Source organism: Blastococcus sp. TF02A-35 (assembly GCF_004571075.1).
Taxonomy (GTDB): Bacteria; Actinomycetota; Actinomycetes; order Mycobacteriales; family Geodermatophilaceae; genus Blastococcus.
The window spans coordinates 16,057-40,248 of sequence record NZ_SPQP01000029.1; the positions used below are offsets into that span (position 1 = coordinate 16,057).

23 protein-coding genes are annotated in these 24,192 nt (G+C 75.9%); 17 read left to right on the forward strand and 6 right to left on the reverse strand.

The genetic code is table 11. The features are described from left to right. Positions 1-93 precede the first annotated feature (93 nt). Together E4P43_RS13970 and E4P43_RS13975 are read left to right on the forward strand one after the other, a co-directional pair. Complete coding sequence (locus E4P43_RS13970; protein WP_135146071.1) at positions 94-1,338, forward strand: HNH endonuclease signature motif containing protein; 1,245 nt, start codon at positions 94-96, stop codon at positions 1,336-1,338. Between the two features lie 39 nt (positions 1,339-1,377). Next, entirely contained in the window at positions 1,378-2,916 is a 1,539-nt protein-coding gene (locus tag E4P43_RS13975) for an ATP-dependent DNA ligase (RefSeq protein ID WP_135146072.1), read from the forward strand. On the opposite strand, the gene E4P43_RS13980 is transcribed toward E4P43_RS13975, so the two are convergent. Both E4P43_RS13980 and E4P43_RS13985 read right to left on the reverse strand, forming a co-directional pair. Next, positions 2,913-3,947: an LLM class flavin-dependent oxidoreductase gene (locus tag E4P43_RS13980; protein WP_135146073.1), complete on the reverse strand. Its 1,035-nt coding sequence runs from the start codon at positions 3,945-3,947 to the stop codon at positions 2,913-2,915. The genes E4P43_RS13975 and E4P43_RS13980 overlap by 4 nt on opposite strands. Before the next feature lie 96 nt (positions 3,948-4,043). Further along, positions 4,044-5,276 carry a saccharopine dehydrogenase NADP-binding domain-containing protein gene (locus tag E4P43_RS13985; RefSeq protein WP_135146074.1) on the reverse strand — a complete coding sequence of 411 codons (1,233 nt, stop codon included), beginning with the start codon at positions 5,274-5,276 and terminating at the stop codon, positions 4,044-4,046. A 146-nt stretch (positions 5,277-5,422) separates the two neighbouring features. Here E4P43_RS13985 and E4P43_RS13990 point away from each other — a divergent pair, with 146 nt between their 5' ends. Next, the gene (locus tag E4P43_RS13990) at positions 5,423-7,057 is read left to right on the forward strand and encodes a glycoside hydrolase family 13 protein (protein WP_135146075.1); all 1,635 of its coding nucleotides are present in this window, start codon (positions 5,423-5,425) and stop codon (positions 7,055-7,057) included. 6 nt (positions 7,058-7,063) lie between these two features. Here the strand turns inward: E4P43_RS13990 and E4P43_RS13995 are convergent, their stop codons facing one another. After that, complete coding sequence (locus E4P43_RS13995; RefSeq protein ID WP_135146076.1) at positions 7,064-7,351, reverse strand: DUF4287 domain-containing protein; 288 nt, start codon at positions 7,349-7,351, stop codon at positions 7,064-7,066. A 67-nt stretch (positions 7,352-7,418) separates the two neighbouring features. Continuing rightward, entirely contained in the window at positions 7,419-8,054 is a 636-nt protein-coding gene (locus tag E4P43_RS14000) for a hypothetical protein (RefSeq protein ID WP_135146077.1), read from the reverse strand. Positions 8,055-8,144: 90 nt separating this feature from the next. Here E4P43_RS14000 and E4P43_RS14005 point away from each other — a divergent pair, with 90 nt between their 5' ends. Together E4P43_RS14005 and E4P43_RS14010 are read left to right on the forward strand one after the other, a co-directional pair. Further along, positions 8,145-9,335 (forward strand): MFS transporter, encoded by a 1,191-nt coding sequence (locus E4P43_RS14005; protein WP_135146078.1) that lies wholly within the window; start codon positions 8,145-8,147, stop codon positions 9,333-9,335. 67 nt (positions 9,336-9,402) lie between these two features. Continuing rightward, positions 9,403-10,419 carry a tetratricopeptide repeat protein gene (locus E4P43_RS14010; RefSeq protein WP_135146079.1) on the forward strand — a complete coding sequence of 339 codons (1,017 nt, stop codon included), beginning with the start codon at positions 9,403-9,405 and terminating at the stop codon, positions 10,417-10,419. A 6-nt stretch (positions 10,420-10,425) separates the two neighbouring features. Here E4P43_RS14010 and E4P43_RS14015 read toward each other — a convergent pair whose 3' ends face one another. After that, on the reverse strand, positions 10,426-11,154 hold the full coding sequence (locus tag E4P43_RS14015) for a siderophore-interacting protein (RefSeq protein ID WP_135146080.1): 729 nt from the start codon (positions 11,152-11,154) through the stop codon (positions 10,426-10,428). A 107-nt stretch (positions 11,155-11,261) separates the two neighbouring features. Here E4P43_RS14015 and E4P43_RS14020 point away from each other — a divergent pair, with 107 nt between their 5' ends. From E4P43_RS14020 to E4P43_RS14060, 9 genes are all read left to right on the forward strand, one after another. Further along, complete coding sequence (locus tag E4P43_RS14020) at positions 11,262-12,749, forward strand: aspartate aminotransferase family protein (protein WP_209313886.1); 1,488 nt, start codon at positions 11,262-11,264, stop codon at positions 12,747-12,749. Next, complete coding sequence (locus tag E4P43_RS14025; RefSeq protein ID WP_135146081.1) at positions 12,746-14,077, forward strand: SidA/IucD/PvdA family monooxygenase; 1,332 nt, start codon at positions 12,746-12,748, stop codon at positions 14,075-14,077. Before E4P43_RS14020 ends, E4P43_RS14025 begins: the two co-directional genes overlap by 4 nt. Then, on the forward strand, positions 14,074-14,661 hold the full coding sequence (locus E4P43_RS14030; RefSeq protein ID WP_135146082.1) for a GNAT family N-acetyltransferase: 588 nt from the start codon (positions 14,074-14,076) through the stop codon (positions 14,659-14,661). The genes E4P43_RS14025 and E4P43_RS14030 overlap by 4 nt, the downstream gene beginning before the upstream one ends. Beyond that, positions 14,658-16,481, forward strand: a complete 1,824-nt coding sequence (locus E4P43_RS14035) for an IucA/IucC family protein (RefSeq protein WP_245159133.1) — start codon at positions 14,658-14,660, stop codon at positions 16,479-16,481. The genes E4P43_RS14030 and E4P43_RS14035 overlap by 4 nt, the downstream gene beginning before the upstream one ends. Continuing rightward, positions 16,478-18,550: a penicillin acylase family protein gene (locus E4P43_RS14040; protein WP_135146083.1), complete on the forward strand. Its 2,073-nt coding sequence runs from the start codon at positions 16,478-16,480 to the stop codon at positions 18,548-18,550. Before E4P43_RS14035 ends, E4P43_RS14040 begins: the two co-directional genes overlap by 4 nt. Continuing rightward, on the forward strand, positions 18,547-19,125 hold the full coding sequence (locus tag E4P43_RS14045) for a GNAT family N-acetyltransferase (RefSeq protein WP_135146084.1): 579 nt from the start codon (positions 18,547-18,549) through the stop codon (positions 19,123-19,125). The genes E4P43_RS14040 and E4P43_RS14045 overlap by 4 nt, the downstream gene beginning before the upstream one ends. 31 nt (positions 19,126-19,156) lie before the next feature. Further along, on the forward strand, positions 19,157-19,348 hold the full coding sequence (locus tag E4P43_RS14050) for a hypothetical protein (protein ID WP_135146085.1): 192 nt from the start codon (positions 19,157-19,159) through the stop codon (positions 19,346-19,348). Between the two features lie 199 nt (positions 19,349-19,547). Then, positions 19,548-20,792, forward strand: a complete 1,245-nt coding sequence (locus E4P43_RS14055) for an HNH endonuclease signature motif containing protein (protein ID WP_135146086.1) — start codon at positions 19,548-19,550, stop codon at positions 20,790-20,792. Positions 20,793-20,841: 49 nt separating this feature from the next. Then, positions 20,842-21,996 carry an MFS transporter gene (locus E4P43_RS14060; protein WP_245159134.1) on the forward strand — a complete coding sequence of 385 codons (1,155 nt, stop codon included), beginning with the start codon at positions 20,842-20,844 and terminating at the stop codon, positions 21,994-21,996. Positions 21,997-22,002: 6 nt separating this feature from the next. Here the strand turns inward: E4P43_RS14060 and E4P43_RS14065 are convergent, their stop codons facing one another. Then, positions 22,003-22,497, reverse strand: a complete 495-nt coding sequence (locus E4P43_RS14065) for an FBP domain-containing protein (RefSeq protein WP_135146088.1) — start codon at positions 22,495-22,497, stop codon at positions 22,003-22,005. A 150-nt stretch (positions 22,498-22,647) separates the two neighbouring features. Between E4P43_RS14065 and E4P43_RS14070 the strand changes: the two genes are divergently transcribed. The 3 genes from E4P43_RS14070 to E4P43_RS14080 are packed head-to-tail and all read left to right on the forward strand — an operon-like array spanning position 22,648 to position 24,175. Then, a complete protein-coding gene (locus E4P43_RS14070; protein ID WP_135146089.1) occupies positions 22,648-23,265 on the forward strand; it encodes a DUF4178 domain-containing protein in 618 nt (205 codons plus the stop codon). Then, the gene (locus E4P43_RS14075; protein WP_135146090.1) at positions 23,262-23,771 is read left to right on the forward strand and encodes a DUF2617 family protein; all 510 of its coding nucleotides are present in this window, start codon (positions 23,262-23,264) and stop codon (positions 23,769-23,771) included. Before E4P43_RS14070 ends, E4P43_RS14075 begins: the two co-directional genes overlap by 4 nt. Next, positions 23,768-24,175 (forward strand): DUF4247 domain-containing protein, encoded by a 408-nt coding sequence (locus tag E4P43_RS14080; protein ID WP_135146091.1) that lies wholly within the window; start codon positions 23,768-23,770, stop codon positions 24,173-24,175. Before E4P43_RS14075 ends, E4P43_RS14080 begins: the two co-directional genes overlap by 4 nt. Positions 24,176-24,192: the final 17 nt, after the last annotated feature.

Genomic DNA, 24,192 nt, shown 5'->3' on the forward strand with positions numbered 1-24,192 from the left:
CCGCCTCGTCAAGGGTTCCTCGACTCCTGCGGACAGGTCGCTGAGCTGCGGATTCGTGCTGCGGATGACACTGGCGACGACTAGGATGCGTACATGCGTTCGAACGCCGCGGAGGTCGTGGAGGCGGCTCTCGACGAGCTGTCCGCCCAGCGGCTGGACGGCATGTTCGGACCGCAGCTGCTGGAGCGGCTCGGGGAACTGCTGACGGCGCAGAACCGGCTGGCCGCGGAGGTGGCGCGCACGGTGCGGCAGTGCGAGCTGGCCGATGCCGCGGAGGTCGACGGCAAGGCCTCGATGAAGGCGTGGCTCCGTGGGCACGCCCGGTTCTCCGCGTCAGCGGCGAACGCTCTGGTCTCCTCCGGGCGCGCGCTGCAGCAGATGCCGGCCCTGGCCACCGCGGCCGCCGACGGTGAGGTGAGCGCCGGAGCGGTTGCGGCGATCGCACCGGTGGCAGCGCCCGGGAAGCTGGAGGCAGCGGCCGCGCTGGGCGTGGACCTCGCGGAGATCGACCTGCTGCTCACCGACGTCGCACGGAACCAGTTCCACCCCGCCCTCCGCCGAGCGGTCGCGCACTACCTGGACCGCCTGGACCCCGACGGGCCCGAGCCCGACCCCACCGAACAGCGCTCCCTCACCTTCTCCAAGCACCCGGACGGCACGGTCAGCGGTCGCTTCGACCTCGACGCCGTCGGCGGGGAGAAGGCTCAGGCGGTGATCGAGTCGCTCGTGCAGGCATGCCGTCCCGCCGGTGACACGAGGACCCGCGCCCAGCAGCAGGCCGACGCCTTCGTGCAGCTGTGCGACAACGCCCTCGCCGCCGGCCGGCTGCCGGTCCTGCGCACCTCCAAGCCGCACGTCGTGGTCACCATCCCGATCGACGACCTCGTGGACCCGGTGACCGGTCAGGGGGCTGCAGACCTCGGGTTCGGCGCCACGATCTCCGCCGCGCGGGCCCGCTGGCTGGCCTGCGACGGCACCGTCACCCGCATCGTTCTCGGCCCCGAGGGACAGCCGCTCGACCTCGGGCGCTCCCACCGCGTCGTGCCCCACCACCTGCGCCGGGCGGTCGAGGCCCGCGACGGAGGCTGCGTCTTCGCCGGCTGCGACGCTCCGTCGCACTGGTGCGACGTGCACCACCTCGTCCACTGGGCCGACGGCGGAGACACCTCGCTGGAGAACTCAGGCCTGCTCTGCGAACGGCACCACACCAAGGTCCACCACGGCTTCCGGGTCGAACGACAACCCGACGGCCGATGGCGCACCTGGCGCCCCGACGGCACCGAGATCCTGCTCCTCCCCCGTGTCGTCGTCGGGACGGCGAGCCCACGGGCGGGCTGACGACACGCGACGGTCGGTGCCGGCTGCCACGATGGCCGGGTGCTGCTCGCCGAGGTCGTCGCCGCGTCCACCGAGGTCGCGGCCGCCCGTGGACGGACGGCGAAGGCCGCGCTCATCGCCGACGCGCTCCGCCGCGCGGACGCGGCCGAGGTGCCGGCGGTCACCGCCTGGCTCTCCGGCGAGCCCCTGCAACGGCGGCTCGGGGTGGGCTGGCGCTCGCTCGCCGCGCTGACCGGCGGTGCCGCAGCGGCGGCGTCCCTTCCCGTGGCCGCCGTCGACGCCGCGTTCGCCGACCTCGCCGCCACGGCCGGGCCGGGGTCCGCGGCCCGGCGGGAGGAGCTGCTGCGCGGCCTCCTCGCGGCCGCCACCACCGAGGAGCAGCGGTTCCTGGTCCGGCTCGTCACCGGCGAGCTCCGCCAGGGCGCGCTCGAGGGCGTCGTGCTCGAGGCCGTGGCTGCGGCGTCCGGTGTCCCCGCCGCCGACGTCCGGCGGGCCTTCATGCTGTCGGGGAGCCTGGCCACCACCGCCGCGACCGCGCTCGCCGGCGGCGCGGCCGCGCTGGCCGCCGTCCGGCTGGAGGTGGGGCGGCCCGTGCGCCCGATGCTGGCCGGCCCCGGCTCCTCGCTCGACGCCGCGCTCGCCGACCTCGGCCCCGACGTGACCGTGGAGTTCAAGCTCGACGGGGCACGCATCCAGGTGCACCGGGACGGCGACGACGTGCGTGTCTGGACCCGGACGCTGCGCGAGGTGACCGGCGGGGTGCCCGAGCTGGTCGAGCGGGTGCGGGCGCTGCCGTGCCGCACCGCCGTCCTCGACGGCGAGACGCTCGCCCTGGACGACGACGGCCGGCCGCGGGCGTTCCAGGACACGATGAGCCGGTTCGGCAGCAGCGGGGACGACGACGCCGGCGTGCTGCTGAGCCCGTTCTTCTTCGACCTGCTGCACCTCGACGGCCGCGACCTGCTCGACGAGCCGCTGCACGTCCGCCTCGACGCCCTCGCCGGCCTGCTCGCCGACGACGCCTCCGCCCCGCTGCGCATGCCCGGTGCCCAGCGGCCGGACGCCGACCAGGCCGCCCGGGTGCTCGAGGACGCACTCGACGGCGGGCACGAGGGCGTCGTCGTCAAGGACCTCGCCGCGCCCTACGCCGCCGGCCGGCGGGGCAAGGCCTGGCAGAAGGTCAAGCCGGTGCACACCCTCGACCTCGTCGTCCTGGGCGCGGAGTGGGGCTACGGCCGCCGCACCGGGAAGCTCTCCAACATCCACCTCGGCGCCCGCGACCCCGACGGCGGCGAGCCGGTGATGGTCGGCAAGACGTTCAAGGGCATGACCGACGAGCTGCTGGACTGGCAGACCGCCACCTTCCCGGCGCACGCGCGGGAGGAGACGCCGTGGGGCGTGCTCCTGGAGCCGGGGCTGGTCGTCGAGATCGCCGTGGACGGCGCGCAGCGCAGCCCGCGCTACCCCGGCGGCGTGGCGCTGCGGTTCGCGCGCGTGCTCCGCTACCGGCCGGACAAGACGCCGGCCGAGGCCGACACGCTCGACGCGGTGCGGGCGCTGCTGGCCGGCACGCCCTAGGCCGTCGCGGCCGCCACCCGCGGCGCGACCTCGGTGCCCAGCAGCTCGATGCCGCGCAGCAGGTCGGCGTGCGCCAGGCGCGGGTTGGTCATCTGCAGGGCCACCCGGTCCACCCCGCCGAGCTGCTCGCCGATTCGCACCAGCTTCTCGGCCACCGTCTCCGGGTCGCCCATGAAGAAGGCGCCGTCGGGGCCGCTGGTCGCGTCGAACTGCGCCCGGCTCGGTGCGGCGAAGCCGCGCTCGCGGGAGACCTTGGTGAACATCTCGTGCCAGCCGGGGTAGATCGTGTCCGAGGCCGCCTGGGTGCTCTCGGCGACGAAGCCGAACACGTGCAGGCCCACCTGCAGCCGCTCCGGCGGGTGGCCGGCGTGCGCGCCGGCCCGGCGGTAGAGGTCGACCAGCGGCGCGAACTGCCGGGGCTCGCCGCCGATGATCGCCACCATCAGCGGCAGCCCCAGCAGGCCCGCCCGCACGAACGACTCCGGCGTCCCGCCGACGCCGACCCAGATCGGCAGCGGGTCCTGCAGGGGCCGGGGGTAGACGCCCTGGCCGGTGAGCGGCGGGCGGTGCTTCCCCGACCAGGTGACGTGCTCGGACTCCTGGATCCGCAGCAGCAGGTCCAGCTTCTCGGCGAACAGCTCGTCGTAGTCGGCCAGGCTCAGCCCGAACAGCGGGAACGCCTCGGTGAAGGAGCCACGGCCGACCACCAGGTCGATGCGCCCCTTGGAGATCAGGTCGAGGGTGGCGAACTGCTGGAAGACCCGGACCGGGTCCGCGGCGCTGAGGACGGCGACGGCGCTGCCGAGGCGGATCCGCGAGGTGCGGGCGGCCGCGGCGGCGAGGATGACCGGCGGCGCGGAGTCGTAGTACTCGCTGCGGTGGTGCTCGCCGATGCCGAAGGAGTAGAGGCCCACCCGGTCGGCGAGCTCGATCTCCTCGAGCAGGTGGGCCATCCGCTCCTCGGGGCCGACCACCCGGCCCGACGCCGGGTCGGTCACGGCCGAGACGAAGCTGTCGACGCCGAGGTGCATGGGGTCCCTCCCGAGGTCCGGTGCGGGTCGCCGGCCGGCGACCGCACGGGTCGTTCAACATTCAACCACCGAGCCGGCCCACCGGCTCGGTACGGCTCAGACCGCCGACACCTCGTAGGTGTGCCCGGCGGCTCGCAGCCGCTCGACCAGCACCTCCCCCAGCGCCGTCGCCGGCGTCAGCGACCCGGCCCGGTCGGGGAGCCGGTCGCCGTCCACGGCGAGGGCCAGCGCGGTCTCGCCCAGCATGACCGCGGTCGCGGCGTAGCCGGGGTCGCCCGGGCCGGCAGCGGTCGCCCGGTAGCGACGGCCGTCCTCGGCGGTCGCGTCGACCACCATCCGGAACCACCCCTTCTCCCGGGCCGCCTCGCCCGGCCCGGTGCCGGGCGCCGGCAGCACCCGGTCCAGCAGCGCGCGGGTCGGGGCCAGGCTCATGGCGGACACCGTGGCGACCAGGCCCGCGGTGATGGCGCCGGCGGTCACCGCACCCAGGGGGCCGCGGCCGGCCCCCATGACCTCGCCGTAGGCCAGGCCACGCCCGTAGGCCCAGCCCTGCAGGGCGTTGCTCCGCCGCACGATGCGGCTGTTGAACGGGGCCATGACGAACGGCGCCGTCCACCGCCCGTCCGGGGTCCGCGCGGGCAGGCCGGCGTCCCGCGGCTGCGGCGTGCCCGGCTCCGCCGCCCGGTCCGGGCTCAGCGCGAAGGGGTCGCCCACCACGCGGCGCAGCGCGGGGTCGGCCTGCAGGGCCTCCACCTGCGCCCGCATCGAGTCGATCGTGCCGCCGCTGAACCCGCCGCGCGCCGTGGCGACCAGCCGCACGTCCCGCAGGCCACCCGCGCCGTCGGCGGCCGCCCGGCCGGCCAGGAGGAACGTGCTCAGGTCCGAGGGGATGGAGTCGTAGCCGCAGGCGTGCACGATGCGCGCACCGGTCCCCGCCGCGACGGCGTCGCAGCGGTCGATCGCGTCCCGGACGAAGAGCACCTCACCGGTCAGGTCGGCGTAGTGGGTGCCGGCCCGCGCGCACGCCTCCACCACGGGCAGCCCGTACCTCGCGTACGGCCCCACGGTCGTCACCAGCACCCGGGTGCTCTCCGCGAGGGCCCGGAGCGACGCCGCGTCACCGGAGTCGGCCTCGACGAGCGCCCAGTCGCGGCCGGCCGGGGGCAGCTCCGCGCGCACCGCCTCCAGCCGGTCGCGGGAGCGGCCGGCCAGGGCGATCCGCAGCCCCGCCGGCGCGGAGCCGGCCAGGTAGCGGGCGAGCAGCCTCCCGACGAAGCCGGTGGCTCCGTAGAGGACGAGGTCATGGGTCCGTGCACCGTCAGCTGCCATGCGGCCATCCTGTCGCGTCCGACGCCTGCCGGCTGCCGGCGGACCCCTGCCACGGGCGGGTCACGGGCGGGTCACGGTCCGCCACGCGGGTCACTCGGCACCCACGGGTGCACAAGTCCGCGGCCCACCCTGCCGATTGAGGGCGCATGGCAGCTCGGCTCGCAACGGTGCGGTCCTCGGCGCGGCGACAGTTCGCCCCCGAGCAGGCGGCGTCGCCCTGGTGGCGTGACGCGGTCGTCTACCAGGTCTACCTCCGCTCGTTCGCCGACGCGAACGGCGACGGGATCGGCGACCTGGCCGGCCTGCGCGCCCGGCTCCCCTACCTGAACTGGCTGGGCGTCGACGCCCTGTGGATCAACCCGCACTACCCCTCGGGTGGCGCGGACGGCGGCTACGACATCAGCGACTACCGCGCGGTGGACCCCGACTACGGCGACGTCGCCGACCTCGAGGCCCTCGTGGAGGACGCCCGCGCGCTCGGCCTCAAGGTGCTGCTGGACGTCGTCCCGAACCACACCTCCGACCAGCACCCCTGGTTCCAGGCGGCGCTGGCCGACCCGGACTGCCCCGAGGCCTCCCGCTACCACTTCGCCCCGCCGTCGGAGGAGCCGCCGAACAACTGGCGCTCGCTCTTCGGCGGGCCGGCCTGGTCGCGCACCCCCGACGGCCGCTGGTACCTGCACCTGTTCGCCCCGGAGCAGCCCGACCTCAACTGGCGCGACCCCGCCGTCGCCGAGGACTTCGAGCGGACGCTGCGCTTCTGGCTCGACCGCGGCGTCAGCGGCTTCCGGATCGACGTCGCCTACGGGCTGTTCAAGGACCCGGGGCTGCGCGACAACCCGGGCGAGTACTCCCCCACCCTGTTCGGCCACGGGCCGGAGCAGGCGATGACCTGGAACCAGCCCGAGGTGCACGACGTGTGGCGCCGCTGGCGCTCGATCGTCGACGAGTACCCGGACACGATGCTCGTCGGCGAGGTGTGCCTGGCCGACCCGGAGGAGATCGCCCTCTATTCGCGGCCCGACGAGATGCACCAGGCCTTCTCCTTCCGGCTGCTGAAGTCCGGCTGGTCGGCCGAGTCCTTCGCCGACGGTGTGCGCAGCGCGCTGGACGCCTTCGGCAAGGTCGGCGCCCCGGTGTCGTGGGTGCTGGGCAACCACGACAAGGACCGCCAGGTGACCCGCTTCGGCGGCGGCGAGGTCGGTGACGCGCGTGCCCGCGCGGCCGCGCTGCTCATGCTGAGCCTGCCGGGCTCGGCCTACGTCTACGCCGGTGACGAGCTCGGCCTCCCGCAGGCCGTGGTCCCCGACGAGGCCAAGCGCGACCCGATCTTCTTCCGCAGCGGTGGCGAGCGCAGCGGCCGCGACGGCTGCCGCGTGCCGATGCCGTGGAACGCCACGCCGGGCGTCGGCTTCTCCCCCCGCGGGTCGGCCCAGCCCTGGCTGCCGATCCCCGCGGAGTGGCGCCGGTACGCCGTCTCCCGCCAGGCCCGCGACGACAGCTCGATGCTGCACCTGTACCGGCGCGCGCTCGCCGTCCGGGCCGAGCACCCGGCCCTGGGGGCCGGCGAGGCGTCGGTGAGCCGCCGCGGGGAGCTGCTGACCGTCCGCAGCACGGCGGAGGGCCGCTCGGTGCGCTGCGTGGTCAACATGGGCGAGCACACGGTGCTGGTCCGGACCGCCGGGACGCTGCTGCTCTCCAGCGCCCCGCAGGTGGCGCACACCGCCCGCCGGACGCTGGCGCTGCCCCCGAACACCGCGGTCTGGATCGCGGAGGACTGAGCCGGCTCAGCCGGGGCGGTTCGCCTTCCCGTCCAGGTGCAGCACCGTGGACTCGTCGCGGTGCGAGCCGGTGCTGCCCACGTGCTTGTCGCTGATGGCCGGCCCGTTCTTCAGGACGTGGAAGAAGGCCATCGCGTGCCCCCGCCCGATGCCGTAGTCGTCGGCCAGCCAGCCGGCGACGTCGCCGGCCTTGCTGGTCGGCCCGAAGCCGCGGGCGGCGGCCAGGTCGAGCAGCTCCAGCGGGGTCCTGCCGGTCGTGGTCTCGATCGCGTCGAGGTAGGCCTGGAACGACATGTCGGCTCCTTCGGTCGGTGGCGTCCGGGGATGGGGACCGCCCCCGGGCGGGGAACTCATCGGTGGGTCAGGCGCTGACCGCCTCGTGGGTGTTGACGCCCGGGATGCGCCGCACCGAGCCCCAGCCGAAGCGGGCCCAGACCACCAGCAGCGCGGCGCCCGTGGCCGCGCCCAGGCTGTCGCGCACGAGGTCCCCGTTCGTGTCGTCGTTGCCCTCGGAGAGGTCCGTGCCCAGCCACGCGTCGGACCGCCACTCGTAGATCTCCCAGATCGCGCCCACCGTGATGCCCAGCGCCGCGGTGACGACGGCGATCCCCACGTAGTGCCGCAGGTGCGTCTCCTGGCGCGGGTCCGGGACGACGTCGAGCCGGGCGAGGGCGATGTAGACGACCGGCGCGGTGAGCATCGGCAGGGTGAGGTGCACCAGGTCGTCGAAGCGGACGAACTGGTCGTACAGCCCCCAGACCTCGCCGAAGCCCTGCAGGGCCATCGCCAGGGTGACCGAGAGGTCGTAGACCCGCGGCAGGTTCACCGCCCGCGCGGCCAGCGTCACCGCCGCCATGACGGCGAGCACCGCTGCCGAGCCGCCGTCACCGGCGAACGCGTACCAGACCGCACCGCCCACGAGCACCAGCCGCAGGACGTCGATGCCGTCCCGGACGATCGGTGACCAGTCCCCCAGCACGAGTCGGCGCACGTCCACGCCGGGCGGCTACCCGCGCGGCCGCGGTTCACCCCCGCAGCTCGGAGGGCACCCGCGCCCGGGTCCCGGTGCGCCTGACAGGATCGGCGCGTGCCGTCCGCTCCCCCGGTGCCGGCCCCGCCGCGGGCCGCCCGCGCCGCCGTCGGCACCTGGTTCTTCGTCAACGCCGTCCTCTACACCAACGTCCTCCCGCGCCTGCCGGAGATCAAGGACGCCCTCGACCTCAGCAACGCCGCCCTGGGCACGGCCCTGGCCGGCGGCCCGGTGGGCGCCCTCGTCGCCGCGCTCTGGTCCGCGCCGCTGATCCGCCGGCTGGGCTCGGGGCGCGTCGCCGCCTACGGGCTGGTGGCGCTGGCCGCGGGCATGGCGGGGGTGGCCGCGGCGCCGTCCTGGCTCGCCCTGGCCGGCGTGCTGTTCGTCGCCGGCGGGGTCGACGCGGTGGTCGACGTCGCCCAGAACGCGCACGGCCTGCGGGTGCAGCGCCGGTACGACCGGTCGATCTTCAACGCCTTCCACGGGCTCTGGAGCATCGGCGCGGTCTCCGGCGCCCTGATCGGCTCGGCGGCCGCCGGCCTGGGCGTGCCCCTGGGCTGGCACCTCGCAGGCGTCGGGGCCTTCTTCGCGCTGGTCGCGCTGGTGTCGGCCCGGGCGATGCTGCCGGGTGCGGACGACGACGACCGCACGCCGGAGGAGCACGCCTCGGCGGGGAGGACGCGCATCCCGTGGTCCCGGACCGCGCTGCTGCTCGGCGCGCTGGGCCTGCTCGCCGCGGCCGGGGTCTTCGTGGAGGACGCCGGCGCCTCGTGGAGCGCGATCTACCTCCGCGAGGACCTCGGGGCCGGCGCGGCGGTGGCCGGGCTGGGCCTGGTGGCGCTGCAGACGACGATGACGCTGGGCCGGCTCACCGGCGACCGCGTCGTCGACCGCTTCGGCCAGCGGGCGGTCACCCGCGCGGGCGGGGTGCTCATCGCGGCCGGGATGGGCGCCGCGCTGGCGTTCCCGTCGGTGCCCTCGACACTGGCCGGCTTCGCCGTCGCGGGCCTGGGCGCGGCCACGATGGTGCCGGCGGCCTACGCCGCCGCGGACTCGCTGCCGGGCCTGCCCGCGGGCGCCGGCCTCGCGCTGATCAACTGGCTGCTGCGCGTGGGGCTGCTCGCCTCGCCGCCGCTGGTCGGCGTCATCGCCGACGCCGCCGGGCTGCGCACCGGCCTCCTCACGGTCGTGGCCGCCGGCACGGTCGCGGTGCTCGTCGCCGGGGTGCTCCAGGGCCGCCGCCGCTGACCCACCCGGTGCGAGCACCCGTCCGGGCGATGCCCCCGGCCGGGCGGTGAGCGGCATCATCTGCGCCGTGGCCGCCTCCCTGCCCGACCGCCCCCTCGCCGAGCTCTCCCTGGACGACCTGCTGGACCGGTACCGCGAGCTGGACCTCTCCGCGGGCGACGACGAGGCCGCCGACGACGCCCGCGCCGAGGAGGCCGACCGGATCGCGGCCGAGGTGCTGCGCCGGGACCCCGCGGACCGCGGCATGTGGTTCGACCGCGGGCTGGTCGCCAAGTGGCGGCGGGACTGGCCCGCAGCCTCCGCGCACAACGCCCGCTCGCTGGAGCTGGTCCCCGAGGACGAGCGGCGCGAGGAGCCGGCCGCCTGGAACCTCGGCATCGCCGCCACCGCGCGGCGTGACTGGGCCACCGCCCGCCGTGCCTGGGCCGCCTACGGCATCCCGGTCGGCGGCTCGGGCGAGGAGCCGGTCGACGACGACCTCGGCGCGGGCGCGGTCCGGCTCAACCCGCCGGTGCGCTACGTCGGGCAGCGCGACCTCGAGATCGACGGCCGGGTGCACGAGCCCGAGGTCGTGTGGGGGCTGCGCATCGACCCGGCGCGCATCCGCATCGCCAGCGTGCCCACGCCGGGGTCCGGGCACCGGTTCGGCGACGTCGTCCTGCACGACGGCGAGCCGCAGGGCACGCGGCGGTCCGACGGCGTCGAGTTCCCGGTCTTCGACGAGATCGAGCTGTGGGAGCGCTCGCCGGTCCCGACCTCCAGCGTCGTCGTCCGCGGCAGCGAGGAGGCCGTCGACGAGCTCCAGCACGCGCTCGACCGGGCGGGGCTGGCCGTCGAGGACTGGACCACCGGGGTGGGGGTGCTGTGCCGGGCCTGCTCCGACGGCGTCGTCGACGACCACGACCACCACCCGCACGACCACCACCCGCACGACCACGACCCGCACGACCACGACCCGGAGGCCGACGGCGGCCGTCGGCTGGGCGTCGCCGAGGACCCGGAGGTGGCCCTGCGCGTCGTGCACGCCTGGCTCGACGCCGCGCCCGGGCGCGAGAGCGACGACGTGGTGGTCGAGCTGGAGTAGCCGGCCTCAGGTGGCCGACCAGTACCCGACGCCGGACACGCGCGCCTTGCCCACCCCGAGGTCGCGGCGCAGGTGCCGGACCAGCGCGCGGGTGGTCGCGGCCTCGCAGGCCACCCAGAACCAGTCCCGCTCCGGGTCGAGCGCCCCCGGCGGCGTCCACGCAGCCAGGACCGCCGCGCGGAGGGCCTCGCCCGGTGGCCCGGCCCGGTCCACCCACACGACCTCGTGGCGGTCCCGGGCGCGGACGGGCAGGTCGCGGTCGGACGGGTGCCCGGCCTCCAGCCACACCCGCACCGGGGCGGCCGGGTGGGCGTCCAGCAGCGAGTTGACCGCCGGCAGCGAGGCGGTGTCGCCGACCAGGTGCGCCACCCGCGTGCCGGGGGGCGCGGACTCGGCCCGGGTCCCCTGCACGGTCGCGTCGATGGTGGCCCCGGGCCGCGCGGCCAGCGACCAGTGCGCGGCCGGGCCGTCGTGCAGGGCGAACTCCAGGTCGAAGGTCCCCCCGGCCGGGTCGGGGTCCACGAGCGTGTAGGCCCGCTGGTGCGGCCGGCCGTCGTGCTCGAACCACAGCCGGACCCACATCGCCGGGTGCGGAGGGCACGCCGCGAGCAGCCCGCCGTCCTCGACGCGCACCCGCTGGTACTGCTCGCCGACGCGCTCGCTGCCCCGCACGGTGAGGACGAAGTCCTTGCCGCGCAGCGCCCTCAGCACCACGCCCTCCCAGCCGTGCTGCACCGCCGTGCCCCTCTCGACCTCGCCGCCAGGACCCCCGAGCGGCGGTCGCAGGAGCTGTGTAGTGTCCGCCGCTGTTAGGTGAGGCTAACCTACGAGAAGGGCCATCCGTGACAGAGCACCCGCCGACCGCACACCTGTTCTCGGGCGCGACGGTCGACCACTACGCCGCGGTCGTCACCGCCGCCCTGGGCGCACTCACCGACCGCGTCCGCGTCGTCCGCCGGCCGCGGTCCGGCGCCCCGCAGGAGGACCTGGCGGACCTCGTCGACGGCGTCGACCTCGACGCCCCGCTCGGCGACACGTTCTCCGCGCTGAAGGAGACCTCGCGGCTCTACCTGGAGCACGCGGTCTGGTTCCACGAGCCCGGCTACGTCGCCCACCTCAACTGCCCGGTGGCCATCCCGGCCCTGGCCGCCGACCTGCTCGCCTCGGCCGTCAACACCTCCGTGGACACCTACGACCAGTCGACGACGGCGACGCTGATGGAGCGCCGGCTCGTCGCCTGGGCCGCCGGCCGGGCCGGGCTCGGCCCCCGCGCGGACGGGGTCTTCACCAGCGGCGGCACCCAGTCCAACCTGCACGCGCTGCTGCTCGCCCGCGACGAGGCGCTCGCCGCGCTGCCCGGCGGCGCCCTGCCCGAGGGTGCCCGGCTGCGCGTCCTGGCCACCGACCAGGCGCACTTCAGCGTCCTGAAGGCCGCCCGCCTGCTCGGCCTGGGCGGCGACGCGGTCGTGACGGTGCCGACCGACGGCCGGCACCGGATGGACCCGGCGGCGCTGCGCCGGACGGTGGCCGCGGTCCGCGCGGCCGGCGACGTCGTCATGGCGGTCTCCACGACGGCGGGCACGACCGACCTCGGCCGCATCGACCCGCTCGCCGCCGTCGCCGACGTCTGCGCCGCGACCGGCACCTGGCTGCACGTCGACGCCGCGTACGGCGGCGGCCTGCTGGTCTCCCGCCGGCACCGCCACCTGCTCGACGGGATCGAGCGCGCCGACTCGGTGACCGTGGACTTCCACAAGACCTTCTTCCAGCCCGTCGCCTCCTCGGCGCTGCTGGTCCGCGACGGCGCCACGCTGCGCCACGGCACCCACCACGCCGACTACCTGAACCCGCGCGGCGAGCGCGCGCCCAACCAGGTCGACCGTAGCCTGCAGACGACCCGGCGCTTCGACGCGCTCAAGCTGTGGGTGACCCTGCGCGCGATGGGCGCCGACGCCGTCGGCGAGGCCTTCGACGCCTGCCTCGACCTCGCCGGCCAGGTGCACGCCGAGCTCGCCGCGGACCCGGACTTCGAGGTGCACAGCGCGCCGGTGCTGAGCACCGTCCTCTTCCGCTACCGGCCGGGAGGCCCCGCCGGCCCGCTCGGCCCGGCCGACGCCGACCGCCTCGTGGCCGGCATCCGCGAGCGGCTGTTCGACGAGGGCGAGGCCGTCGTCGCCCGCACCGTCGTCGACGGCCGGCCCTGGCTGAAGTTCACCCTGCTGAACCCGGCCACCACGCGCGAGCACGTCCGGGCGGTGCTGGACCTGGTCCGCGAGGCCGGGGACGACCTGCTCGCCGGCGCCCGCGCCCGCGAGGAGGTGCTGGCATGAGCGAGGTGCACGACTTCGTCGCCGTCGGGATCGGGCCGTTCAACCTCGGGCTCGCCGCGCTCAGCGCCCCGGTGGACGGGCTGTCCGGCGTCTTCCTCGACGGCGCCGAGGAGTTCTCCTGGCACCCCGGGATGCTCATCGAGGGGACGACGCTGCAGGTCCCGTTCCTCGCCGACCTGGTGACCATGGCCGACCCGACGTCGCCGTACTCCTACCTCGCGTACCTCAAGGCGACCGGCCGGCTGTACCCCTTCTACATCCGCGAGGACTTCCACCCGCTGCGGGCGGAGTACGACGCCTACTGCCGGTGGGTGGCCGCGCAGCTGCCGGCGCTGCGGTGGGGCCGCCACGTCGAGCGCGTCGAGCACGCCGACGGCGTCTACCGGGTGACCGCCCGCGTCGTCGCGACCGGTGCGGAGGAGGTCCACCTCGGCCGGCGGCTGGTGCTCGGCGTCGGGACGGTGCCGTCGGTCCCCGCCCCGCTGCGCGACCTGCCGGGCCCGGCGTGGCACACCGCGCAGTACCTCCAGCACAAGGAGGAGCTGCAGACCCTCGGGCACGTCACCGTCGTCGGCAGCGGCCAGAGCGCGGCGGAGGTCTACCTCGACCTGCTGGAGGACGCCGACCGGTTCGGCTACCGGGTCGACTGGGTGACCCGGGCCCCCCGGTTCTTCCCCATGGAGGTCACCAAGCTGACCCTGGAGATGACCTCGCCGGAGTACGCCCGCTACCACCACGCCCTGCCCATGGAGCGCCGCGACGTCCTCGCCCGCGAGCAGCGGCACCTGTTCAAGGGCATCAGCGCCGACCTCGTCGACGCCATCTACGACACCCTCTACCGGAAGGGACGGCGAGGCGAGGTCCCGACGTCGCTGCTCACCGGCGTCGAGGTGACCGGTGCCCGCTGGGACGCCGGGCGGCGCGAGTACGCCCTGGAGCTGCACCACGAGGAGCAGGGCCGCACGGTCGCGCGCACCACGCGGGGCCTGGTGCTGGCCACCGGCTACCGCGCGGAGGTGCCGGCGTTCCTCGACCCGGTGCGCGACCGCATCCGGTGGGACGCGCGCGGCCGGTACGACGTCGCCTTCGACCACTCCGTCGACGTCGCCGGCCGGGAGGTCTACGTGCAGAACGCCGAGGAGCACACCCACAGCCTCATCGCGCCGGACCTCGGCATGGGGGCCTACCGGAATTCGGTCATCATCAACTCGATGGCCGGCCGGGAGGTCTACCCGGTCGAGGAGCGCATCGCCTACCAGTCGTTCGGCGTGGCCGAGGGCACCGACCTCGCGGCCGGCCCGCTCGTGGCCACCGGAGCCGCCCGGTGAGCGCCGTCGCCCCGCCCTGGGCGGCCCGCACCCCGGTCGGGCTGCTGACCCTCGAGCCGCTCGACGTCGGCCGCGACCTCGACCTGCTGCACGCCTGGGTGACCCACCCCCGCTCGGCCTACTGGCTCATGCAGGGCGCCTCGCCCGCCGGCGTCCGCGACGCCTACGCAGCCATCGACGCGGACCCGCACCACGACGCCTGGCTCGGCCGGGTCGACGGCGTCCCGACCTTCCTCGCCGAGACCTACGACCCGCGGCACCGGGAGCTCGCCGGCGTGTGGGAGGCGGCCCCCGGCGACGTCGGCATGCACCTGCTGGTCGCGCCGCCGGCGGAGGGTGCCGCCCCGGTCGCCGGCCTCACCTCGGCGGTGATGGCCGCGGTCGTCCGCTTCTGCCTGGACCGCCCCGGCGCCCGGCGGGTCGTCGTCGAGCCCGACGCGCGCAACGACGCCATCCGGGCCAAGAACCGGGCCGCGGGGTTCGTGGAGCACGGGCCGCTGGACCTCGGCCACAAGACGGCGGTGCTCAGCACCTGCACGCCCGAGGCGTTCGCCGCCAGCGAGCTGGGCGGGGTGCTCGCATGACCGCGACCCTGCCCGAGCTGGACGGCTTCCCCGCCGCGGCGCACCTGGAGCCGGCGGCGATGGCCCGGGCGCACCGGCACGTCGTCACCAAGGCGCTGGCGGAGTTCGCCCACGAGCGGCTGGTCTCCCCGGAGCCGGCCGACGGGCCGGCCGACGCCCTCGGCCGCACCCGGTGGCGGCTGTCCACCGCGGGGGGCGTGCGCTACGGGTTCGCCGCCCGGGTGCTGCCGCTGGAGCACTGGGACGTCGACCCCGCCTCGGTGACCCGGAGCGTCGACGGCGCCGACGCGCCGCTGGACGCGCTGGCCCTCGTGGACGAGCTGCAGGCCGAGCTGGGCATCCCCGACGCCCTGCTCGCCACCTACCTCGAGGAGGTCAGCGCGACGCTGGCCGGCGTGGCGTGGAAGCTGCACCACCGCCGCACCGACGCCCGGGAGCTGGCCCGCGCCGACCTGCAGACCGTCGAGCGCTCGATGACCGAGGGGCACCCCGCCTTCGTCGCCAACAACGGGCGGATCGGCTTCGGGCTGGGCGACACCGCCGCCTACGCCCCCGAGGCCGGCGCCCCGGTCCGGCTGGTGTGGGTCGCGGCCCGGCGGGAGCACACCCACCTCGCCTGCGGGGAGGGCGTGGACGAGCAGCGGCTCTACGCCGGCCAGCTGGGCGAGGACCTCCTCGACCGGTTCGCCGGCCGGCTGCGCTGGCTCGGCCTGGACCCGGCCGACTACCTCTACCTGCCCGTCCACCCGTGGCAGTGGGAGCACCGGCTGGCGGTCACCTTCGCCGCCGACGTCGGCCGGCGCGACCTGGTCCCGGTCGGCCTGAGCGAGGACCGGTACCAGGCGCAGCAGTCGATCCGGACCTTCTTCGACCTGGACCGGCCCGACCGGTACTACGTGAAGACGGCGCTGGCGATCCAGAACATGGGGTTCCTGCGCGGGCTCTCACCGGCCTACATGCGGCCGACCCCGGCGATCAACGACTGGGTCGCCTCCGTGGTCCGCACCGACCCCGAGCTCGGCGCCGCCGGCTTCGACGTGCTGCGGGAGCTGGCGTCGGTCGGCTACACCGGCGACGCCTACCACCGGATGGCCGCCCGCGGGATCCGCTCGCCGTACCAGCGGATGGTCGCCGCCCTCTGGCGGGAGAGCCCGGTGCCGCGGCTGGGACCGGACGAGCGGGCCATGACGATGGCGGCGCTGGTGCACCGCGACGCCGAGGGGCGCTCGCTGGTCGGCGGGCTGGTCGCCGACGCGGGGCTGCCCCCGCGGGAGTGGCTGCGCCGGTACCTCGACGCCTACCTCCGCCCCGTGGTCCACTGCCTGCTCGCCCACGACCTCGCCTTCATGCCGCACGGGGAGAACCTGATCGTCGTGCTGCGGGGCTCGGCGCCGGCGCGGGTGCTCATGAAGGACGTCGGCGAGGAGGTGGCCGTGTTCGGGGACCGCCCGCTGCCCCCGGAGATCGAGCGGATCCGGGTCCACGAGCCCGACGACGTGCGGCTGCTGTCGGTCTTCACCGACGTCTTCGACGGGTTCCTGCGCTACCTGGCCGGCGTGCTGGACACCGACGGGCTGCTGCCCGCCGACGAGTTCTGGCGCTGCGTGGCCGACTGCCTGCTCGCGCACCGCGAGGCGCACCCGGAGCTGCACGAGCGGTTCGACCTCTTCACGCCGGAGTTCGCGCACTCGTGCCTGAACCGGCTGCAGCTGCGCAACACGCTGCAGATGGTCGACCTGACCGACCAGGCGTCGTCGCTGCAGTACGCCGGGACGCTGGCCAACCCGGTGGCGCCGTTCGGGCCGGCGAGCGGCCGGTGACCGTGCACCGCGACGCCTGGGGGGTGCCCACGGTCCGGGCCGGGTCGCTCGACGAGCTGGCCCGCGCCCAGGGCCGGGTCACCGCGGTCGACCGCGCCTGGCAGCTGGAGGCCGAGCGGTGGCGCAGCGAGGCGACGCTGGCGGCGCACGTCGGCGCCGCGGGCCTCGCGTGGGACACCTTCGCCGCCCGCGCCCGCCTCGACGACACCGCGCGCCGCTGCTACGCGGCACTGGACCCGGCGACGCGGCGGTGGGTCGGCTCCTACGTCGAGGGCGTGCGGGAGGGCATGGCCGAGGGCGTCGCGCGGTCGCCGGAGCTGCAGGCGCTCGGCGGCACCTCCGGCGAGTGGCAGCCGTGGACCCCGCTGGGCGTCTTCCTGGCCAACCACGTGCTCTTCGGAACGGTGGGCAGCAAGGTGTGGCGCGGCCACCTGCTGCGCTCCTTCGGGCCGGGCCTCGGGGCGGAGCTCGCCGTCGCGCTCGGCCTCGGGCCGCCGGAGGGCAGCAACGCCGTCGCCGTGACCGGGTCCCGGACGGCGTCGGGCCTCCCGCTGGTCGCCGGTGACCCGCACCGGGTGATCGAGCGGCCGGGCGTCTACCAGCAGGTGCACCTGGTCGCCGACGGCGTCGACGTCGTCGGCCTCGCCTTCCCCGGGGTCCCCGGCGTCGCGCACTTCGGGCACACCGGCACGGTCGCCTGGGCGGTCACCAACGCCATGGCCGACTACCAGGACCTCTACCGGGAGCGGCTCCGCCGCGACGGCGACGCCGTCCTGGCCCAGGGGCCCGACGGCTGGGAGCCGGCGGCGGTCTCCTCGGTGCGGCTGGAGGTGCGCGACGGCGAGCCGGTGACGGTGGAGCTGGTCGAGACCGCACGGGGCCCGGTCGTCGTGCCCACGTGGTCGGCGGACGAGGCGCTGTCGCTGCGGGCACCGAGCCGGGTCGACGCCGCCCTCGGGTTCGAGGCGCTGCCGCGGCTCCTTCGGGCGCGCACCGCCGGCGACGTCGAGGAGGCGCTGGCCTCCTGGGTCGAGCCGGTGAACGCGGTTCTGGTCGCCGACACCGCCGGAGACGTCCGCCAGCTGGTGGCCGGCCGCGTCCCCTCCCGGGCGGCCGCGAACGGCTGGCACCCGGTCCCGGCCTGGGAGGCGGAGTCGGCGTGGCGGGGCACCCACCCGGGTCCGGCCGGGCAGCAGGTCACCGACGACGCCCCCTGGGACGGCGTGGCGGTGACCGCCAACGACCGGCGGCCCGACGTCGCGCCGTTCGGCACCGTCTTCGCCCCGCCGCACCGCGCGGCCCGGCTGCGCGCCCTGCTCGGCGACCGCACCGGGCTGACCGTCGACGACCTCGCGGCGGTGCTGGTCGACACGGCGGCGCCGCCGACCGGCGCCCGCGACCTGCTCGCCACGTGCGGCCGGCCCGAGGACGGGTCGCCCGCCGCCCGGCTGTTCGACCTGGTCGAGGCCTGGGACGGGCGGATGGCCGCCGACAGCCCGGGAGCCGGGGCCTACGCCGCCTGGCGCTCGGCGCTGGTCCACCGGCTGGCCGGCCTGCCGCTGCTCGCCCCGCTGCACCTGCCCGCCCGGGCGCCGGAGGTCCTGGCGCCGTGGTTGTCGCCGGTCGAGCGGATCGGGACGGCGCTCGAGCGCCTGCTGCGCGTGCTGCCGGGCCACGGCGTCGACGTGGTGCAGGTGGCCCGGGAGGCGCTCGCCGACGCCGCGTCGGCGCCGACCCCGGAGTGGGGCGCCACGCACCGGCTGCGGACCGTCCACTCCCTCGACGGCACGCCCTGGGAGGGCACCGTCGCCCGGCCCGCCGACGGGACGCCGCTGAGCGGTGACACCGACTGCGTGCTCGCGACCGCGAGCCTGCCCGGCCTCACCGACCTGTCCTTCCGCGGCCCGGTCGCCCGCTACGTCTGGGACCTCGCCGACCGCGACGCCAGCCGCTGGGTGGTGCCGCTGGGCGCCGACGGGGTGCCGGGCCCGCACGCCGAGGACCAGGCACCGCTGTGGGCCCGTGGCGGCCTCGTCCCCGTCCCCGCAACCCCGGAGGAGCTCCCGTGACCGATGCCCGCCTCGTCGAGGGCACCCGCCCGTTCGGGGACGGCCGCACGCTCGGCGTGCGCCTGCTGGACCTTGACCGCGACGCCCCGCTGGTGCATTCGTGGGTGCGCGAGGAGCGGGCGCGGTTCTGGGGCATGACCGACCACACCGAGGAGCAGGTGCGGGAGATCTACGGGTTCGTCGACTCCCTCTCCACCCACCACGCCTACCTGCTCTCGCTGGACGGCGTGCCGGTGGCGCTGCTGCAGACCTACGAGCCGGCCGAGGACCCGGTCGCGGAGGCCTACCCCGCGCAGCCCGGCGACCTGGGCATCCACCTGCTCCTGGCTCCCGCGTCGAGCCACGAGCCGGGGTTCACCCCGCGGCTGATCGGCGCTCTCGGGCCGGTGCTGCTCGGCAACCCGGACGTGCAGCGGATCGTCGTCGAGCCGGACGCGGGCAACGAGCGGGCGCTGGGTCTGCTGGCGCGGCTCGGCTGCGAGCTGGGACCGGAGATCGACCTGCCGGAGAAGCGCGCCCAGCTGGCCTTCCTGCCCCGTGCGGCGCTCGAGCGGCTGACCGCCGCGCACGCCTGACGGGGCCGGTGTCGACGGCCGGAACTCGACGATGGCCGACAGCAGCACCGCTTCCTCGGAGAACGCGACGCCGGTCGCATCTCCGGACGAGCCCGCCCACTTCACCGTCCGCAACGGGGCCGACGGCGACCATAAGAAGGTCACGCTTCTTCTGTGGCCGGACGGCCGCGTCACCTGGGAGGACCTCCGCCGCGACGAGATCAGGGACCCTGACGACTACTGACCCACCACGTACGCCGCTGAACGAGGTCCCCATCCGGGGGCCTCGTTCGACGTTGAGGCATCCCGAGTCACACGTGCCCGCCCGCGCGGCCGCTGGCACCGGATCTCCACCAGGAGCGAGACAAGCCGCGACCTGTGGACAGCGTCCTGAGCTGGGGATTCATGATGCATCCGGCACTCGTGGCCGGTAGGATTCGTACATGCGTTCGACTGGTTCAGCGGCTCTGGGGGCGGCTCTCGACGAGCTGTCCGCCGAGCGGCTGGACGGGGCGTTCGGGCCGGCCCTGCTGGAGCGGCTCGGTGGTCTGCTGGTGCTGAAGAACCGGCTGGACGCCGAGGTGGCGCGCACGGTGCGGCAGTGCGAGCTGGCCGATGCCGCGGAGGTCGACGGCAATGCCTCGATGCAGTCCTGGCTGCGTGGGCACGCCCGGTTCTCCGCCTCTGCTGCGAACGCGCTGGTCCGCACCGGGCGGGCCCTGGAGCAGCTGCCGGTCCTCGCCGGAGCGGCCGCCGCCGGGGAGGTGAGCACGGAGGCGGTCGGCGCCATCGCACCGGTGGCCGACGCGAGGAACGTGACCGCCGCCCACGAGCAGGGCGTGGACATGGCCGACATCGACGAGCTGCTCACCGACGTCGCGCGCACCCAGTTCCACCCGCACCTACGCCGGGCGGTCGCGCACTACCTCGCCCGCCTGGACCCCGACGGTGCCGAGCCCGACCCCACCGACCAGCGGACGCTGACCCTGTCGAAGCACTCCGACGGCACCCTGTCCTTCCGGGGCGAGCTCGACGCCGTGGGTGGGGAGAAGCTCCAAGCCGCGATCGAGTCGATCCTGCAGGCCTCCCGCCCCGCCGGGGACACGAGAACCCGCGCCCAGCAGCAGGCCGACGCGCTCGTGCAGCTGTGCGACAACGCCCTCGCCGCCGGCCATCTGCCGGTCCTGCGCACCTCCAAGCCGCACGCCGTGGTCACCATCCCCATCGGAGACCTGGTCGACCCCGGCACCGGGCAGGGCGCCGCGACCCTCGGGTTCGGGGCCACCATCTCCGCCGCCCGCGCCCGCTGGCTGGCCTGCGACAGCACCGTCACCCGCATCGTGATCGGCCCCGAGGGCCAGCCCCTCGACCTCGGCCGCTCCCACCGCGTCGTCCCCCACCACCTGCGCCGCGCCGTCGAGGCCCGGGACGGCGGCTGCGTCTTCGCCGGCTGCGACGCCCCCAGCCACTGGTGCGACGTCCACCACCTCCTCCACTGGGCCGACGGCGGAGACACCTCGCTGGAGAACTCAGGACTGCTCTGCGAACGCCACCACACCAAGGTCCACCACGGCTTCCGGGTGGCACGACAACCCGACGGCCGATGGCGCACCTACCGGCCCGACGGCACCGAAGTCCTCGTCCTCCCCCGCCCCACCGACGAACAGGTGACCACCCGCGCGGGCTGACACGCCCGACCCGGGAATGCCCGGTCGCCGGCGACCCTTGCGAGGAGTCGTGCCCGTGCCGACCCTCTCCAGGACCCCAGCCTTCTGGACGGCGGCCGGCCTGCTGCTGCTCGTCCTCGCCGCCTCCGGCGTCCCGACCCCGCTGTACCGCGTCTACCAGGAGCAGTTCGGCTTCGGCCCCGGGATGCTCACGACGGTCTTCGGCATCTACGCCATGGCACTGCTCGCCGCCCTCCTGGTCGTCGGCGGGCTGTCCGACCACGTAGGCCGCCGGCCCGTGCTCGCCGGAGGGCTGCTCCTGCAGGCGGTCGCGATGGTCGCCCTCACCGGCACGCTCGGTGCCGCCCTGCTCGACACCCAGCGCCCCGACAAGCCGCTCGGCCCGCTGGTCAACAGCGCCGCCCCCGGGTTCGGCCTCTCCCTCGGCGTGGTCGGCGCCGGCATGGTCGTCGAGTTCGTCGCCACCCCCACCCGCTGGGTCTTCGCCGTCCTCGCCGTGGCCCTGGTGCTCGCCGCCGCCACGGTGCGACTGCTCCCGGAGACCTCGCCGCGGGCACCCGGCGCGCTGACCTCGCTGCGCCCCACCGTCCGCGTGCCCCGCTCCCAGCGCCCGGCCTTCCTCGCCGTGCTGCCCGTGATCGTCGCCGCCTGGGCGCTCGGCGGGCTCTACCTCTCCCTCGGCCCGTCGCTGGCCGCGTCGGTCTTCGGCATCGAGGACCACCTCGTCGGCAGCCTCCTCGTGCTCGCCATGCAGGGCTCGGCCGCGGTGGGCGCCGTGCTCGGCCGCAACCTCCCGCACGAGCGGGCGATGGTCGCCGGCGCCTCGGTCTTCGCCGTCGGCGTCACCGGCACCATCGCCGCGCTGCTCACCGTGCAGACCGTGGTCATGTTCGGCTCCGCCGTCGTCTCCGGGCTCGGCTTCGGGCTGGCCTTCCTCGGCGCGGTCGCGACCGCCAGCGCGGGCGTCGCCCCGGCGGACCGGGCCGGCCTGATGTCCAGCGTCTTCGTCGTCGGCTACCTGAGCTTCAGCCTCCCGGCGATCGTCGCGGGCGCCGTCACGGGCGCGGTCGGCCTGGAGACCGTCGCCGAGATCTACGCGGCCGTGCTGGTCGTGCTCGCCCTCACCGCGGTGGCCGGCGTGCGCCTCCGCCGCCGCGCGCGCCCGGTCGCCGAGCCGGAGGACGCCGGCGCGCTCGCCGCCTGACCCGGCTCAGGGCCGCTCCACCGCGTCCGCGAACGCGTGCACGCGCTCGCGGAGCTCCGCCCGGCGCTCCTGCGCGACCTCGTCGGGGTCCCGCTCGCGCAGCCACGGCGGGATCTCCGTCCCGGCCCGCACCGCGCAGGCCAGGTCGGCGCACATGTAGGTGCCCACGGTGTTGCCGTTGCGCCCCGCGGCGCCGGTGCGCCGGGCGGTGAACAGCGAGATCGCGTCCCCGGACTGCGCGGTGTGGCACAGCAGGCACATCGCCGGTGTCCGGCTGGACATCCGCGACTCGGCCGCGCGCAGCGCGACCCCTACGGGGCCGCCGTCCCGCTCGAGGACGAGGTAGCCGCGCAGCGGCGCCTTGGGGTCGCGCCAGCCCAGCAGCTCCAGCTCGGCCCACGGCGTGTCGGCGAAGTCGCGGGGCAGGGCGAGCCCGGAGGCCTCCCCGCGGGAGCAGTTCACGAAGGACCGGCGCAGCTGCTGCTCGGTCAGGGGTTCCACGGTGCTCGTGCTCCTCGGGTGGTGCGGTCGTCCGCCGGGCATGGTGCCCCAGGATCCTGAGTGCGGCGAACCATTTCCGGCCGCCTCCGCAGCGGCCCGGTCGCACGATAGGTTCGACCCGGCCCGTCCCCGACCGCCGGAGGCCGCTCGATGTCCGACGTGCTCCTCGTCCTGCTGATCGTGGTCCTGGTGGCCCTGGCTGTCCTCGCCGCGGTCATCCTCGTCCTCCGCCGGCGCAACCTCGCCGCGGCCGCCGGGCCCCGCCGCCGCGTCGACCCGCTCGCCGACGAGCCGGACGTCTACGACCCGCACAAGATCGGCGTCGGCGACGTGATCACCTACGCCGGGATCGACCACGTCGTCCGCGGCACGATCGTCCTGGAGGAGGGCGGCATGACCTGGAAGGAGCACCTGCTCGACGGGTCCACCGGCCGCCGCTGGCTCACCGTCGAGGACGACGAGGGCGACCTGGAGATGACCCTCTGGATGCGCCGCGAGGGCACCAACCTCGAGCCCGGCGGCGACGTGGTCCTCGACGACCGCGTGCACCGGCAGATCGAGCGCGGCCGCGCGAGCTACACCGCCGAGGGCACCACCGGCACGCCGCCCACCGGCACCGTCGACTACGCCGACTACGCGACGGCGGACAAGACCGGGCTGCTGGCCTTCGAGCGCTGGGCGCCGACCCAGTCGTGGGAGGTCTCCACCGGCCGCGCCGTCAGCCGCGGCGAGCTCACCGTCTACCACCGCACCGCCGAGACGCCGTGACCCTGCACCTGCTGACCGTGGAACCCCGCGACGTCGCCGCCGCCGCCCTCGGGCTGCTCCTCGACCGGCCGGCGCCGGCGGCCCTGGCCGAGCTGCGGCTCAGCCACGACGCCGGCGGCGAGATCGTCCTCGGCGTCCTCGGCGCCTCCCACGTCGTCACCGCCGTCGCCGGCGGGCGGCGGCTCACCGAGGAGATCTCCTGCGACGCCGTGGGAGCCGGCGGCGAGCCGCTCCCCCGCCACCGGCGGTCCGCCGGCTACGAGCTCAGCTCCGCCGTCACCCGCACCACCCGCGCCGAGCTGGACGCCACCGCCGACCGGCTCCGGGCCCGGGCCGCGACGGAGCCGGGCTGGCTGCTCGGCGCCTTCCCCGGCGGCGTGGGCGCGCTGACCGCGCTCACCGCCCGGCCCCTGGCCGCGGGCGGCTGGACGTGGGACACCTGGCACCTCTACCCCGACGGCGACACCGGCGAGGTCGTCACGACCAGCAGCAGGTGGGCCCCGTGAGCGCCGCCCGCCGCGTCGCCGCCCTCGCCGTGGCCGCCGTCGTCCTGCTCACCGGGTGCGGCAGCGGCACCCAGGTCCGGGACTTCCTCGAGGACACCTACCGGCAGACCTCCTCGGACGGCGACACCGCCACCTACTCCTCGCCCGACCCGGTCGGCACCACCACGGCCGCCATCGCCGACGCCGTGCGCCCCGCCGAGCGGCAGGCCGACGGCGGCAACGAGTACCTCCGCTACGACGACGACATCGTCATCGTCAGCCCGGCCACCGACGGCAGCACCGTGCGGGTGGAGGACCTCGACGGCCGGTACCGCGGCGGCTTCTTCGCCTTCCTCGGCCCGGGCTTCCGCCCCGGCTCGCCGGCCGGTGCCGGCGGCGACGGCGGCCCGGGCGACGGCAAGTGACCCACCCGACCCCCTCC